This window comes from Myxococcus sp. AB025B, from assembly GCF_006518215.1.
Taxonomy (GTDB): Bacteria; Myxococcota; Myxococcia; order Myxococcales; family Myxococcaceae; genus Myxococcus; species Myxococcus fulvus.
On record NZ_SRLW01000093.1, the window covers coordinates 1 to 15,433 of the forward strand.

Consider the following 15,433-nt stretch of genomic DNA (forward strand, 5'->3'; position numbering starts at 1 on the left):
GCCCCCATGAGCGCGGAGACGACGTCCCCCTCCCTGTTCGCCCGGCTCGCCCTGGGCGTGCATCGGCACCGGAGGGTGGTGCTGGTGGGCGCGGGCGTGTTCCTGCTCGTGGCCATCGGGGTGCTGAGCCGAGGCGGTCACCTCACCACCGGCACCATCGACGGCATCGAGGCCGCGCGCGCCGAGGCCCTGGCCCGGCCCGCCACCGCGGGCTCCACGGACCAGACGCTGGCGGTCATCTTCCACCACGACACCTGGACGGCGAACGAGCCGCGCTTCACCCAGGCGATGGCGGACGTGCTCGAGCGCGTGCGGCGGCTGCCGGAGGTGGAGTCGGTGGTGTCCCCGGTGGGCGCGCCCGGGGCGCTGGGCGCGCGCTTCGTGTCGGCCACGGGGCACGACGTGCTGGCACTGGTGCGCCTGAAGGGCGGGGAGCGCGAGGCCGTGGCCGCGTTCCCCACCGTGCGCGCGGCCCTGGATGACCCGCGGCTGGAGACGACGCTGACGGGCAAGGTGGCCTTCCTCGCCGCGCTCAACCAACTGCTGGAGCACGACCTGCTGCGCGCGGAGCTCATCTCGTTCCCGCTGGCGCTGCTGGTGCTCCTGTGGGTGTTCCGCACGGTGGTGGCCGCGATGCTGCCGCTGGTGGTGGGCGGGCTCGCGGTGCTCTGTGGCGTGGCGGGGGTGCTGCTGCTCTCGCGCGTCACGAACATGGCGCAGTACACGCTCAACGTGGTGTCGCTCATCGGGCTGGGCGTGGCCATCGACTACTCGCTCTTCATCGTGAGCCGCTTCCGGGGTGAGCTCGCCGAGGGGCTGTCGACGCAGGCCGCGCTGGTGCGCACGCTCGACACGGCCGGGCGCGCGGTGGCGTTCTCGGGCCTGGCCGTCACGGTGGGCCTGGCGGGGCTGCTCTTCTTCCACGGCTCGTACCTGAGCGCCATGGGCCTGGGCGGCGCGCTCGTCGTGGCCTTCGCGGTGCTCTTCGCGCTCACCGTGCTGCCCGCGCTCTTGTCCTGGCTGGGGCCCCGGGTGGACAAGGGGCGGCTGCCCTTCGGGCGCGGCACGGGGCGCGTCGGCGTGTGGCACGCGCTGGCCACCTGGGTGATGAAGCATCCGTGGCTGGTGCTGCTGCCCACGCTCGCGCTGCTGCTCGCCATGGGGTTGCCGTTCCGTCGTCTGGAGCTGGCCGCGACGGACATCACCGCGCTGCCTCCCGGCACCGAGGCCCGCCAGGGCGCGCAGACGCTGGCGCGGCTGTTCCCACGCGAGGCCGCCACGCGCGTGCTGGTGGCGGTGGAGTTCCCTTCCGGGGATGCGCTCACGCCCGAGCGAAGCGCCGCCCTCTTCGACGCGAGCCGGCGCATGGCCGCGCTGCCCGGCGTGGTGGGCGTGGAGAGCGCGGTGGATCTGTCGCCCGACCTGGACAAGGCCACCTATCAGCAGATGGCCGCCGCGCCCCCGGAGCTGCTGCCCGCCGAGGTGCGCGCCGCGCGCGACGCGTACCGCGCGGGCAACGTCGCCGTGCTGCAGGTGCTCACGTCCGCGCCGCCCAGCAGCCACCAGGCGCGGGAGCTGGTCCGGGCGCTGCGCCAGGAGCGCACGGTGGGGGACGGGACGCTCCTCGTGGGCGGGCAGACGGCCACGGACGTGGACGCGACGGAGTTCCTCAAGGAGAACACGCCGGCCGCGGTGGGCTTCGTGATGGGGATGACGTGCATCGTGCTCTTCGTGCTGCTGCGCTCCGTGGTGCTGCCGCTCAAGGCGCTGCTGATGAACCTGCTGTCGCTGGCGGGCTCGTTCGGCGCGCTGGTGTGGATATTCCAGGAGGGGCACCTGCACCGGCTCCTGCGCTTCGAGCCCGGGCCCATCGAGCCGTCGCTGCCCATCCTGTTGTTCTGCGCCTTGTTCGGGCTGTCCATGGACTACGAGGTGCTGCTGCTCAGCCGCATCCGCGAGGAGTGGCTGCGCACGGGTGACAACACCCACGCGGTGGCCGAGGGCCTGGAGCGCACCGGTGGGCTCATCACCAGCGCGGCGGCCATCATGGTGGCCGTCTTCGCGGCGTTCGCGCTGGCCTCGGTGGTGGTGGTGAAGGCGATGGGGTTGGGCATGGCCATCGCCGTGGCGCTGGATGCCACGCTGGTCCGGGTGCTCATCGTCCCCGCGATGATGCGGCTGATGGGGGACTGGAACTGGTGGGCGCCCGGAGCGAGGGGACGGGGGGAGAGGCGATGAGCGCACGGGACATCGCGTGGGTGGCGGCGGGAGCGGCGGCGCTGGGCGTGCTGGCCCACGGACACCGGGGACTGATGGCGGACGTGCGACGGCGCCGCGCCCCCCCCACCGCCCCCTTCGAGCCACCGTCGGTGACGCTCATCCGTCCCATCCGGGGACTGGATGTGGAGGCACGCGCGAACGTCCGCGCGCTGCTCGACCTGGACTACCCCGGCGAGTGGGAGGTGCTCCTCGTCTTCGACAGCGCCGAGGACCCCGCCTTCGCCATCACCCAGGACGAGCTGGGTCGTCATCCGACGCGCGCGAAGCGGGTGGAGCTGCTCGTGGCGGGAGAGCCGCCGCCGGGGATGACGGGGAAGCTCAACGCCATGCAGCTGGGCGTGTCACGCGCCCGGGGCACGATCCTGGCCTTCAGCGACTCCGACACCCGGCCCGAGCCGGGCGTGCTCACGGCGCTGGTGGGCGCGCTGCTGGAGGACGCGCGGACGGGCGCCACGTTCGCGCCCGTGTACGCGGCGGCCAGGGCGCCCCTCGCGGGGGACGTGGGCTACGGGCTGCTGGTGAATGCCTGGTACGGCGCGTCCGTGGCGCGCGCGGCGGAGCCCGACGGCGCCCTGCCCTTCATCATGGGCCAGCTGATGGTGTTCCGTCGGGAGGCGCTCCAGGACATCGGCGGCGTGGGCTCGGCCGCCGGCCAGTTCGTGGATGACATGTACCTGGGGCGCAGGCTCCACGAGGCGGGGTGGAAGAACCGCGTCATCCACGCGCCCCTGCGCATCGTCACGGGGAACCTGGAGCTGAAGGCCTTCCTGCGCATCTTCCGGCGCTGGGTGCTCTTCTCGGAGGCGGGGCTCCCCTGGAGCTTCGCGCGCCCCAACTGGGTGCGCGGGGTGATGGGTTGGCTTTCGTGGGGAGGCCTGGCGGCGGCCGTCGGCCGTCGGGCCTGGGGACACGCGGCCGTGGCGGCGCTGCCCATCGGCTTCTCCGTGTGGAGCCAGCTGCGGCTGCAGCGGGCCTGCCATGGGCCGCGCGTCTCCCCCCGACACTACTGGGTGCCGGCGGTGCTGCCGCTGCTGGGCGCGGGCGTGGCGCTGTCCGCGCGCGTGTCACGCGACGTGGACTGGCGGGGCCGGAGCTACCGGTTGGATGCGCGGGCGGCCCTGGGTGGCGCGCTGCCCGCGCGGACGAGCCCCTAGGCGGAACGGCGGACGCGGCGATGCCACCAACTTCCCACCTGCTCCAACGTACTCGCCACGGCGCCCCGCAGCGGTGGCCCGGCGGAGCGAAGCAGCGGCACGGCCGCGCGGGCACGGACGTCCCGCCGCCGCCCCGGCCGCAACGTCACCAGCGCGTGGCCGACGACGCAGAGGTATTCGCGCGCGAGCACCCGCATGCGCGACTCCTCGGACGAGAGCAGGGACATGGAGACGCGGGCGCCTCGCGGGCTGTGCTCCCAGTAGCGCAGGAGCCCTCGCCGCAGGGCCCGCATGCCCGCGTCCTGCCCCGCGCAGGCGTCGTAGAGCGACGCGGCGAGCTGGACGCGGGTGCGCTGCGCGGGCCGCCGCTCGCAGGCATAGCGCTCCAGGGCCCGGGGGATGTCCTCGGGGTGGTGGCGCAGCGCCCGCTGGAGCGCTCGCGCGTCATGGAAGCACGAGGCCATGCCGCTCCCGGTGAGCGGGTGGCAGCAGGACGCGGCGTCGCCCACGAGCACGGCGCTCCCCTTCCACACCGTCCGCGACAACCGGTCATCGTTGGAGGCCATGCGGGGTGTCGCGCTCGCGTCCAGCGCCCGTCGGACCTCGGCGCCCAGCGCGGACGGCAGCGTGGCCAGCCATTCCGGGCGCTCCCGCAGCGTCTGGGCGGTGCTGCCCAGGGGAAGGTCCACCATCACCCGCGCCACATCCGGCTGGATGGCATAGGCCAGCGCGTACAGCGGACCTCCGACGAACTGATGTCCATGGTCGGGACGCGGCAGACACGCGCTGTCCACGGTGAGCCCCAGCATGGTGGAGATGCGCGTGAAGCGCTCGGAGATGCCCAGCATCCGCCGCACGGGCGACGCGCGCCCGTCCGCGGCCACCAGCATCCGGGCGCCCACCACGTGCTCGACGCCTTCGTGGAGGAAGCGCAGCCGGACACCGCGCGCGTCGTTGTGCTCCACCGACGTCACGCGGGAGCGGGCCTGGACGGTGACGCCCGGCCTCCGGGCCACGGCCCGCAGCAGCGGCTCGGTGAGCTCGGCATGCTCGAGCGACATGCCCGTGGCGCCTCGCGCATAGGGCAGGACGACGGCGCGGGCGGGCGCGGCGAAGAAGACGGCGAAGCCTCGCACGGGGCGCGACCTCCAGCCTTCGACGACGTCACCGAAGCCCAGCTCGCGCAGCGCGCTCACGGCGGTGGGGTGCAGGAGCTCTCCCGACAGTTGTCGGTGCCGGTCCACGCCCGAGTCCACCAGCAGGACGGACCGCCCCAGTTCGGCGAGCGCCGCGGCCGCCGCGCACCCCGCGGGGCCGCCGCCCACCACCACCACATCGAAGTCCCAAGGGCCTCCCATGACGCAACAACTGCGCATGGCCCCGGCCCGATGCAGAGGAGCAACCATGGTCGCCCATGAAGAGTCGTTCTGCCGAGCGGTGCTGCCCCGGGTCTCCCGGACGTTCGCGCTGAACATCCCCTTGCTACCTCCTCCCCTGGACCTCGTCGTCACGGTGGCCTACCTGCTCACCCGCATCGCGGACACGGTGGAGGATGAAATCCAACGGCCCCGGCAGGAGGAGCTGTTCGCCGCGCTGGCGGACCTGGTGCGACTGGAGCCGGGCTGGGAGGCTCGCGCCCAGGCCTTCGCCCGCCTGGCGGGAGACGAGTTCCTGCCCGACGCGCCCGAAGCGGAGGTGGAGCTCATCGCGGGGACCGTCTGCGTGCTGAAGACCCTGGCCTCGCTCCCTCCCTGGGCCCAGGCCCCCCTGCGCCGCTGCGTGCGCATCATGACCCACGGGATGAGCCAGGTTCAGCGCAGGCACGGCGGCGGCGAGTCGGGGCTGGGGTTGCCCGACCTCCAGACGACGCTCGCCTACTGCTACTACGTGGCGGGCGTGGTGGGCGAGATGCTGACGGAGCTCTTCATCGCGCACGCCCCCACCCTCGACGAGCGCACGCGGGCGCAGCTGCGCTCCAGGGCCATCATGTTCGGCGAGGCGCTGCAGCTCACCAACATCCTGAAGGACGTGCGCGAGGACCTGGACCAGGGGCGCTGCTGGCTGCCGCTGGACCGGATGGCGCTGCACGGCCTGGAGCCCGCGACGCTGGCCCGCCCCGAGCTGCGCGCCCAGGCGATGGCGCTGCACTCGGAGCTGGTGGTGATAGCGCGCAGGGCGTTGGACGAGGCGCTCGAGTACACGCTGGCGCTCCCGCAGAGCGAGCCGGGCCTCCGGCTGTTCTGCCTCTATCCCCTGTTCTTCGCGGTGACGACGCTCAACCTCGTGGACGGCAACCCCGCGGTGTTCGACACCACGCCCTTGAAGCTCAGCCGTGAGGTGGTGCTGCGGCTCATGCTGCTCACGCAGGAGCGGGTGGCCTCGGACTCGGCGCTGCGGGCGCTCTTCGCGGAGTGCTCGCGCGTGCCCTCGGAGGTGGAGGCGGTGAGATGACGCGACAGGCGCGCGAGGTGCTGATGCGGACCCAGGAGGCGGATGGCTCCTGGAAGGGTGACTACAGCGGCCCGCTGTTCCTGAGCCCGCTGTACATCATCGGCCTTTACGCGATGGAGCGGGCGCCCGACGCGCCGCTGCGAGACGGGCTGCTCTGCTACTTCCGAGCCCACCAGAACGAGGACGGTGGCTGGGGGCTCTCGCCGGAGTCACCGAGCCTGGTCTTCACGACGGTGCTCACCTACGTGGCGCAGCGACTGCTCGGCGTCGAAGCCGACGACCCGGACCTCGTGCGCGCGCGGGCCTGGCTCCTGCCTCGCGGCGGACCGCTGGGCAGCGGCTCCTGGGGCAAGGCCATCCTCGCGCTGCTGGGCCTCTACGAATACGAGGGGCTCACCCCCACCCCACCGGAGCTGTGGCTGCTGCCCAAGGCGCTGCCGTTCCATCCCTCCAGGATGTGGTGCCACTGCCGCATGGTGTACCTGCCCATGGGCTGGCTCTACGGGCGCAAGGCGCGCGTGCGTCAGACGCCCCTGCTGGCCGAGCTCAAGCGTGAGCTGTACGCCGAGCCCTATGAGCGCGTGGACTGGAAGGCGGCGCGCCAGCGGGTGGCCGACGCCGACGCGTACACGCCACGCAGTGTCTGGCTGCGCGCCGCGAGCCGCGTGCTGGGGCTCTACGAGCGGCTGCACTCCAAGCGCCTGCGGGCCCGCGCGTTGGAGGAGTCGCTGGAGCAGATTCGCGGCGAGGACCTGGCCACGCACTTCATCTGCATCGGCCCCATCAACAAGGTGCTCGACGCCGTGGTCTGGCACCTGGCCCGACCCGGCGGCCCGGAGGTCCACGCCCACCTCGAGCGCCTGCCGGACTATCTCCAGTGCACACCGGAGGGCGTCACGTTCAACGGCTACAACTCCTCCCAGCTCTGGGACACCGCGTTCGCCATCCAGGCGCTGGTGGCCTCGGGCGCGGACCGCGCGCTGGACACGCTCGCGCGCGCGAGCCACTTCGTGGAGTCGCAGCAACTGCTGGAGGACTCACCCCGGCCCGAGCGCTTCTACCGCCACCCGAGCCGTGGCGCCTGGCCCTTCAGCACGCGCGAGCACGGCTGGCCCATCAGCGACTGCACCGCGGAGGCCGTCAAGGCGTGTCTCTTGCTGGAGCCACTGGGGCTCAACCGCGTGCCGCGCGAGCGACTGGCCCAGGCCGTGGAGTTCATCCGCTCCTTGCAGAACCGCGACGGTGGCTGGGCCACCTATGAGCCGACACGGGCGCCGCGATGGCTCGAGCGCATCAACGCCTCGGACGTGTTCGCCAACACGATGGTGGACCTCAGTCACGTCGAGTGCACCTCCGCCTGTGTCCAGGCTCTCGTCGCCTGGAGGAAGGTCCAGCCCGAGGCCCCCGTGGAGGAGGCCATCACCCGGGGGCTGGAGTTCCTGCGGCGCACGCAGCGCGAGGACGGGAGCTGGGAGGGCGCGTGGGGCGTGTGCTTCAGCTATGGCACGTGGTTCGGAGTGACGGGACTCGCGTGTGGAGGGGCCGCCCCGGAGGACCCGGCGCTGCGCCGGGCGGTGCGCTTCCTGGAGGAGCACCAGCGCGAGGACGGCTCCTGGAGTGAGACCCTCCAGGGCTGCCGGGAGCGGCGCTGGGTGGACGGCCCCACCGGACACGCGGTGACGACGTCGTGGGCCCTGCTGGCGCTCTTCGCCTGCGGCGAGGCCGATTCGAGGGCCACGCGCCGGGGCGTGGCGTGGCTGCGCGCGCGCCAGGGCGCCGATGGCCGCTGGCCCCGGGAGCCGCTGGCGGGCGTCTTCAACCGCACCGGCGGCATCCACTACGACACCTATCTGCGCACCTTCCCGCTGTGGGCCCTGTCGCTCGCGGAGCGCGCGCAGCGCCGCGCCTTCCCGCCCATCCAGGTGCTCACGCTGCCGCCCCTGGAGTCGGGGAGCCTGTCGCCCTAGCTCACAGCGGCTGGGCCTCGATGCCGGCGTCGTTCATCGAGTGGACGACGAAGAGCGTCAGGCCCGGGTTGAGGAACAGGTTGCGGAACTCCTCGGACGACAGGGAGTGCACCGCCCAGCGCACGGCCGACTCGGCGTACCCGAGCGCCCGCGGCGAGGGGACGAACCGGAGCGCGTCGGTCGCCGACTCGCGGGTCTGGAACACGGGGATGCCGCCCTTGGGCCCGGTCATCCACAACCCGGCGCGCTCCCCCGCGTCGTTCTGCGCCTCGAGGACATGGTACGCCTGCCCTTCGGGAGGAAGGACGGACTCCACCCGCTTGAGCCGGTCCACGAGGGTCTCGGTGGCTTCCTTCTTCGGCGCGTCTCCAGACATGGCGTCTCTTCCTCACTGAGTTCATCGAGGCAGGGCTGTCGGCCTCTTCCGTCCAGGGACCCTACACCAGCCGGACGACAGCGGAGCGACGCGGGCGGGTGAGGGAGTTCGCCCCCCTTGCGCGTCATCTCCACACCCCCACCCCCCGGGGGCATGGAGACTTCTCGATGAGACACCCCTTGTTCCTCTTACCCGTGCTCCTGGCCGTCGGCGCGGCCAGCGCCAACGGCCCGGATGGGCACCTGAGTCAGACAGCCCCCACGGGCAACACCGGCGGAGCCCTGGCCGTGACGGCGACGGGCCAGGCCGTGACCTCCATTCCCCTCCAGGTCCCTCCTGGTATCGGGGCCCTGTCCCCCTCCCTGAGCGTCAACTACAGCAGCCACACCGAGAACGGTGAGCTCGGCGTGGGGTTCTCGCTCGCCGCCACCTCGAGCATCAAGCGCTGTGGCCGCATCATGAGCGACGACGCCACGCTCCACCCCATCACCTTCCGGAACGAGGCGAACGAGAGCCCACCCCAGTTCCCGGCGGACTGGCTCTGCCTGGATGGCATGCGGCTCATCGGCCTGAAGAACAGCCTGAAGGTGGGCCGCGTCTACCGCAAGTACAACGACGACGGCAGCCGCGTCCTCGCGAAGGCCTCATCCGACGGGCTGCCCGGCTTCGAGCTGCAGCTGCCGGACGGCTCCAGCCACTTCTACGGCACGGACGACCCGAGCCGCGTCTACAGCTTCGACATGGACCCCTCGGGGGCGCCCATCAAGCTGCCGTACGAATGGAAGCTGACCCGGGTCCGGGACCCGCACGGCAACGTGATGACGTACCACTATGCCTTCACCGACAACTTCACCGACCCGCTGGGCACGCACTCGCGCCTGGACCACCGGTTGACTGAGATCCGGTACGTCAACAACACCCGCCGCGTCACCTTCCAGTACGAGCGCCTGCCGGAGCACGAGGTCTTCAACGGCTTCTTCTCGATGACCCGCTACCGGCACTCCTTCCGGCTCAAGGGCATCTCGACGTTCGCCCCCTCCGCCGTCGCGACCGCGGGCCAGCGCCTGGTGAGACAGTATGTCTTCACCTACGCCAACAACACGTCGACGACGAAGCGCTCCCTGCTCCAGAGCCTCCAGGAGTGCGTCCAGGAGAGCGGCGCCGCGGTGTGCAAGCGCGCCACCGAGTTCACCTGGCAGGCCGGCGGCTACTCCGGGAACATCCTCCTGGACGACAAGGCGGGCGACTTCGCCTTCGACCAGAAGCTCTTCCCCGTGCACGGCATCCCCGAGGAGGACCACGAGGCCGTCTTCCAGCTGCTCGAGCTCGACGGCAACCAGGACGGGACCACGGACATGCTGGTCGCCCCCTGGTGGGAGGGCGAGAACCAGGCCCAGAACTGGAGCTTCTGGGCCATCCGTCCGTCGCCCCAGGAGTCGAGCATCATCGACACCGGCATCCCCGTGAGGGCGCCCCAGCCGATTCCGCAGACCCCGGTCAAGGTCTGCGACCGCGAGAAGAACTGCCACACCTACCTGCTGCCCGGGGACGCGCTCTCCAGCGCGACCTTCGAGCTGGACGGCGACGACCGCACGGACGTCCTGGTGCCCCAGGGGGAGTACGCGGACCTCCCGATGATGTGGGGCTTCGCCCAGGGGTTCCAGGTCCTGAGGCAGACCCCGGGACTGCCCCAGGGCTTCACCGTCGCGGACACGTACATCCCCTCTCCACGCACCGCCTTGCTGGTCGCCCCGGGTGACTTCAACGGCGACGGGCTGTCGGACCTGATGGTGTGCGTCGAGGACGACGACCGCGGCCGCTACTTCGACGCGCAGAACGGCTCCGGGACGCTGCCCCCGGGGCTGGAGGGCTCGACGCTGTACCAGGGCCACTGGGTCTATCTGGAGAACAGGAGCTACCTCAATCCCTACACCTTCACGCCGGTGACGCTGACGGCCCACCCCTGCTCCGCCCTGGACAAGATCCACGTCATGGACTTCGACGGCGACGGCACGGACAACCTGCTGACCATCCGCGGCTATGACGGCAGCGGCGGCCACCTGGCCTCCCCCCCGGGCCACTGGCCTCCCCTGTGGGAGAACGGCTCCTGGTTCAGCCCGGCGCAGCTGCGAGGCAGGACCTACCAGGCCCTCATCTTCCACACGTACCTGGGAGGGCACACCACGGAAGCGGACTTCTACACCCGGAACACGGGCCTGCCGTTCGACTACTACCAGCGCCTGCACGCGGGCAACGGCGCCAACCGCGCCTGCCTGGACCAGTACGGCGCGCTGTGCCGGGGCAACGGCTTCGGCGCGGACAAGGTCGGTGACGTCAACGGCGACGGGTTCCCGGACGTGGTCCGCTTCGAGTCCGAGGCCACGCTCGAGTCCAACGGGCTGAGCCCCTTCGTGAAGCCGGAGGGCGGCGCGCTGCTCCCCGACGTGGGCGCGGCGTGGGCGGGGCGCGTCGAGGTGTGGCTCAACATCGGTGGCTTCTTCGTGCGCAGCCATGACTGGCTGCAGACCCTGGGCGCCACGTCGTTCCATGGCCAGTTCCTGTCCGCGCACCTCGTCGACTGGGACCGCGACGGCAGCGACGAGCTCTTGATTCGCAACGGCGTCCCGACGGACAGCAACGCCCAGCCCATGATCATCGAGTATCCGCGTCAGGGCGGAGGCACGCTCGAGTGGAGCATGACGACGCTGCCGCCCTTGCCCTGGTCGATGGACGAGCGCGGCCTGTCGCTCGGTGACTACAACGCCGACGGCCTGCTCGACGTGCTGGTGCGCACCCGCAACCCCGACAACGACGGCGACCCGCTCAACGACCCCTGGCTGCTCGACTTCCACGTCCGCCAGGGCGACGTCCCCGACCTGATGCAGCGCCTCACCAACGGCAACGGCGCGAGCTGGATGGCGCTCTACAAGCCCATGTCCGACCCGCACATCTACCGCGAGGCCTTCGTCGCGTTCCCCGGGCTGGAGGATGCCGTGGACAGCCGACGGGTCTTCGACACCCGCCCCCTGGTCTCGAGCCTGCTCTCACCCACGGGCATCTCTCCGACGGTCGGCTCGCGCAAGACCGACTACTTCTACAAGAACGCGCAGCAGCTGCTCCAGGGGCGCCAGTTCCTGGGCTTCGAGCATCGCAACGTCAAGGACGACGGCGCCACGGGCCCGGACGCGCCGCCCAAGGACTTCACGGACCTGCGCCTCGAGACGTATTCGACGCGCAGCGCGAACATCAACCACAACGGCCGCGTCGCCCCCCATGCCGGCAAGCTGCTCCAATCCCTCTCCTTGCGCAAACAGATCGACACCCAGGATGGCGCGCTCGCGGTCCTCACCGAGAACCGCTACACGTTCGTCCCCCGGGCGGACTTCCATGGGGACCCGGACTGGCAGGTCCCTCCCAATTGGTACGGCCCCTGTGGCTACCGGTACGACGCGAGCCTGTGCGCGTCCTACTTCTTCTCCTCCCTGACGCGCTCCACGGAGGTGCGGGCCTTCGAGCAGTTCGACTCCTGGCTCTGGACGTATGGGGGGCTGGAGTGGACGGCGCTGACGCCCGCGCAGTTCGCGGACATGGCCCACGCGGATGCCCAGCAAGGCATCCTCCCGCTGAAGCACACCCGGAGGGGGTACTCCGCGGTCCCCGACGTCCTGGACCCGAACTACACCCACGACCATGACGAGCTGGGCTTCCCGACGCGCTTCTACTCGGAGGACGTGAGCTCCGGGGCGCGCTACGAGACCGACTTGAAGTACGACCACCGGCTGGGCGTCTGGCAGCTGGGCCTCGTGCTCGAGGAGAAGGTCACCCATCGGCTCCCCGGCGCCCTGCCGGAGGCCAGGACCCGCACGGTCCAGACCACGTACACCGCCACGGGCGAGCCCGACGTCGTCACGGTGGAGCCCACCCTGGCGGAGTACCGCTACACCACGCGCCATGGGTACGACAGCTTCGGCAACGAGACGGCCCTCCAGGTGTCGGACGCCGAGGGCAATGACCGCAACCTCACCCTCCAATATGGCCCGGACGGCGTCTTCCCCATCTCCTTCACGAACGGGCTGGGGCACACCTCCACGCGCCGCTGGGAGCCGGGCATGGGGCTGGTCCTCTCCTCCACCTCACCCGATGGCGTGAAGTCCATCAGCGACTTCGACGGCTTCGGGCGTCCGACGTTCAGCCAGGTCTGGAGCCAGAACACGGCGATGACGCCGGGCACGTCCATCACCTATGAGCCCCTGCCCTTCATGCCCCCCAGGGTCATCGTCGAGGCCCCCGGCCTGGGCATCTCGGAGACCACCTTCGACACGCTGGGCCGCCCGGTCCAGTCCGTCAGCAAGGGCTTCAAGGGCGGATACGAGGTCTTCCATTATGCCCAGTACGACGACCGCGGCCGCCTGGTGCGCGTCTCCCAGCCGGTGAAGACGGGCGAGTCCACCCTGTGGACCCACCTGCGCTACGACGTCCGCAACCGCCTCATCGAGCGCTCCACGCCCGGCGACATCGAGGGCGTCATCACGACGCGCTGGATTCACGAGGGCCTGAAGACGACGCAGGTCGACCCTGACGGCAACCAGACGTGGCTCTTGTCCGACACGCGCGGCAACGTCGTGCGCTCGGCGGATGGCCACAAGGCGGACGCCCCGGGCACGGCGACGCAGATGTGCTACCGCTACGGCCACTTCGAGGGCCTGAACCGGCTGGAGCCCTGCACACCGACAGCCCTGCGCGCCCCGACACAGTTCGTGCTGGACCTCTACAACCGACGGCTGGGGATGAACGAGAAGCAGACGGGGTTGCAGACCTTCGACTACGACCCGCTCGGACAGCTGCGCAGCTCGGTCGACGCGCAGGGCCAGACGCTGCAGTACGAGTACGACGCGCTGGGTCGCCCCATCGCCATCGTGGACTCGGGGGGCGGGAGCACGACGTGGGCCTACGACGTGAGCCGCCCGGGCTTCCTGCACCAGTCCGTCTCCCGCGACGGACACGCGAAGACCCACGTGTACGACGTGTTCGGCAGGCCGAGCGCCACGGATTGGACCCTCAACGGCGAGGTCTTCCGGATGCAGACGTTCTACGACGCGTTCGGCAGGCCCCAGAGCCTGAGATACCCGACGGGCCTCACCGTGGGAATGCAGTACGACGACTTCGGCAACCTGCTGCGCCTCACGGGCTTCGACAACGCCAGCGTGGGCTTCCCGCTGTGGGAGCAGCTCCGGGCGGACCCCTACGGTGGCGTCCATGAGGCGCTCTTCGGCAACGGCATCGTCACCACGCGCACGTTCGATGCGAACACGGGGCGGCTCGAGTCGATCCGCTCCGTCCTCCAGCCCCAGGGCGCGGCCACCACGGTGCAGGACCTGCGGCTGGAGTGGACGAAGGCCATGGACCTGCGCAAGCGGCTGGACGTCCTCAACAACCAGAGCGAGTCGTTCCGCTACGACGCGAAGCACCAGCTGCTCGGCACCCAGGCCAAGAAGGGCGCCGTCACCCAGGACGCGACCTTCGTCTATGACGCCTTCGGCAACCTGCTGGACCGCCCGGACGTCGGCACCTACACCTATCAGGACGAGCGCCTGCAGACCGCCGGGACCACCGCGTTCTGGTACAACGACAACGGCGCGCTGATTGCCCGTTCGGTCAATGGCATCAACACGGCCCTGACGTATGACCCCCACGGCCGCGTCACGTCCATCTTCAGCCTGCCCACCTACGAGCTGAAGTTCGGCTACGACGCGGAGGGCGAGCGGGTGCGCCGCTTCGACGCCCAGAGCGGGCTGGAGACGCTGACCCTCGGTGGGTGGTACCGGCGCGAGCGGAACGTGAACACGCCGCTGACGCCGGCGCGGCACACGCACCTGGTCAAGGTCGGCGCAGAGACCATCGCGGAGCTGACGCGCACCTACAACGGCCAGGGCGGCATCGTCACCTCGACCCAACACTTCCTGCTGCCGGACGAGCTGGGGTCGACGGCGGTCGTGACGGACCACACGGGCGCGGTGGTGGAGCGGCGCGGCTACACCGCCTGGGGCCAGCCCAGGGACCCGCTCGACTGGACGCAGTCCACGCTGTTCAGCACCGCCTCCCTGGTCACCCGGGGCTTCACGGGCCATGAGGGCCGCGACGACGGCGGCTTCACGTTCATGCGCGGGCGGATGTACGACGCGTCGGTGGGGCGCTTCATCAGCCCCGACCCCATCGTCCAGGCGCCCTTCATGCTCGCGGACCTCAACCGCTACAGCTACGCCTGGAACAACCCGGTGAGCGTGACCGACCCCACGGGCCTGTGCGAGAAGGGCGGCGGCGACTGGAGCGGACCGGGCGTCTCCGGAGGCGCTGGGATTGCCGTCCCTTTCTCCATCCCCTGGGGGTGCGGCGCGGGCAGCGGGAGCAGCGACCCGCTCATCCCCGAGCACGGCGGTGACGGCGGGCCCGGCTCGGGCGGCGGGGGTGGAGGCAACGGCGCTTCCTCGCTCACGCCGGGCAACCCCGAGCACGAGTACGCCGGGTCGAGCCCGAACGTCGATTCGGTCCCCGTCCCCTCCGGCGAGGCGGCGGCGGGGCCGGTGCAGGTCCAGCGCGACACGTCGTCGTCCAAGCGCCAGCGGAAGGCCTCCGCGGCGCTGGCGCTGGCCCGGCGGGCATATGACCTGACCCGGAGCGTGTATGACCAATCCATCGCGCAGGCGCGGCTGGAGCAATCCATGCGGGGGCTCACGCTCGACGTCGAGCGGTTCGACGAGCGCGTGCTCGAGCTCCAGGGCGCGGCCCATCAGCTCAGCGCCAGGGAGGAGAAAGCGAGGGAGGAGCGCGCCATCCGGCAGAAGGAGCGGGCCCGGGAGCGCCGACGGTTCAATCGCAAATTCGCGCACGGAACGCGCTGGCTGGGCCTGGGCCTGGGCCTCGCCAGCGTGGGCTCCGGAGGGGGGCTCCTGGCGCTCGGCTTCGGGCTCAGCAGCGTGGGGGTCGGCGTCGGGACGCAGATCATCACCGAGGATTCCAGTCCCCTCAGCACGGCGTCGAACCTCGCCGGCGGGGCTGGGACCCTCGCCGACGGGGTCGCCGATGCCATGGGTCGCCTCTCCCGATTCGGAGTGATGCTCGGGAGGTTCGGCGCCAGCATGTCCATCTACGGCTACGTCCAGTTCGCGTCCGATGAGACCCTGGAGTGGCTCACCCCCGAGGAGTGA

At 71.1% G+C, this 15,433-nt stretch carries 7 protein-coding genes; 5 read left to right on the forward strand and 2 right to left on the reverse strand.

Features of this window, described 5'->3' with window-relative positions; all coding sequences use genetic code 11:
* Positions 1 to 6: 6 nt before the first annotated feature.
* Together FL311_RS17535 and FL311_RS17540 are read left to right on the forward strand one after the other, a co-directional pair.
* Complete coding sequence (locus FL311_RS17535; RefSeq protein ID WP_141326282.1) at positions 7 to 2,238, forward strand: MMPL family transporter; 2,232 nt, start codon at positions 7 to 9, stop codon at positions 2,236 to 2,238.
* A complete protein-coding gene (locus FL311_RS17540; protein ID WP_141326266.1) occupies positions 2,235 to 3,434 on the forward strand; it encodes a glycosyltransferase family 2 protein in 1,200 nt (399 codons plus the stop codon). Before FL311_RS17535 ends, FL311_RS17540 begins: the two co-directional genes overlap by 4 nt.
* Here the strand turns inward: FL311_RS17540 and FL311_RS17545 are convergent.
* Positions 3,431 to 4,792 carry an NAD(P)/FAD-dependent oxidoreductase gene (locus FL311_RS17545; RefSeq protein ID WP_194869239.1) on the reverse strand — a complete coding sequence of 454 codons (1,362 nt, stop codon included), beginning with the start codon at positions 4,790 to 4,792 and terminating at the stop codon, positions 3,431 to 3,433. The two genes, FL311_RS17540 and FL311_RS17545, sit on opposite strands and share 4 nt — an antisense overlap.
* Before the next feature lie 46 nt (positions 4,793 to 4,838).
* On the opposite strand from FL311_RS17545, the gene FL311_RS17550 reads away from it, so the two are divergent.
* Both FL311_RS17550 and FL311_RS17555 read left to right on the forward strand, forming a co-directional pair.
* Positions 4,839 to 5,885: a squalene/phytoene synthase family protein gene (locus tag FL311_RS17550; RefSeq protein WP_141326268.1), complete on the forward strand. Its 1,047-nt coding sequence runs from the start codon at positions 4,839 to 4,841 to the stop codon at positions 5,883 to 5,885.
* Positions 5,882 to 7,852 (forward strand): 2,3-oxidosqualene cyclase, encoded by a 1,971-nt coding sequence (locus FL311_RS17555; protein WP_141326269.1) that lies wholly within the window; start codon positions 5,882 to 5,884, stop codon positions 7,850 to 7,852. The genes FL311_RS17550 and FL311_RS17555 overlap by 4 nt, the downstream gene beginning before the upstream one ends.
* A gap of 1 nt (position 7,853) precedes the next feature.
* Here FL311_RS17555 and FL311_RS17560 read toward each other — a convergent pair whose 3' ends face one another.
* Entirely contained in the window at positions 7,854 to 8,228 is a 375-nt protein-coding gene (locus FL311_RS17560; protein WP_141326270.1) for a hypothetical protein, read from the reverse strand.
* Positions 8,229 to 8,407: 179 nt separating this feature from the next.
* Here FL311_RS17560 and FL311_RS17565 point away from each other — a divergent pair, with 179 nt between their 5' ends.
* On the forward strand, positions 8,408 to 15,433 hold the full coding sequence (locus FL311_RS17565; protein WP_194869240.1) for an RHS repeat-associated core domain-containing protein: 7,026 nt from the start codon (positions 8,408 to 8,410) through the stop codon (positions 15,431 to 15,433).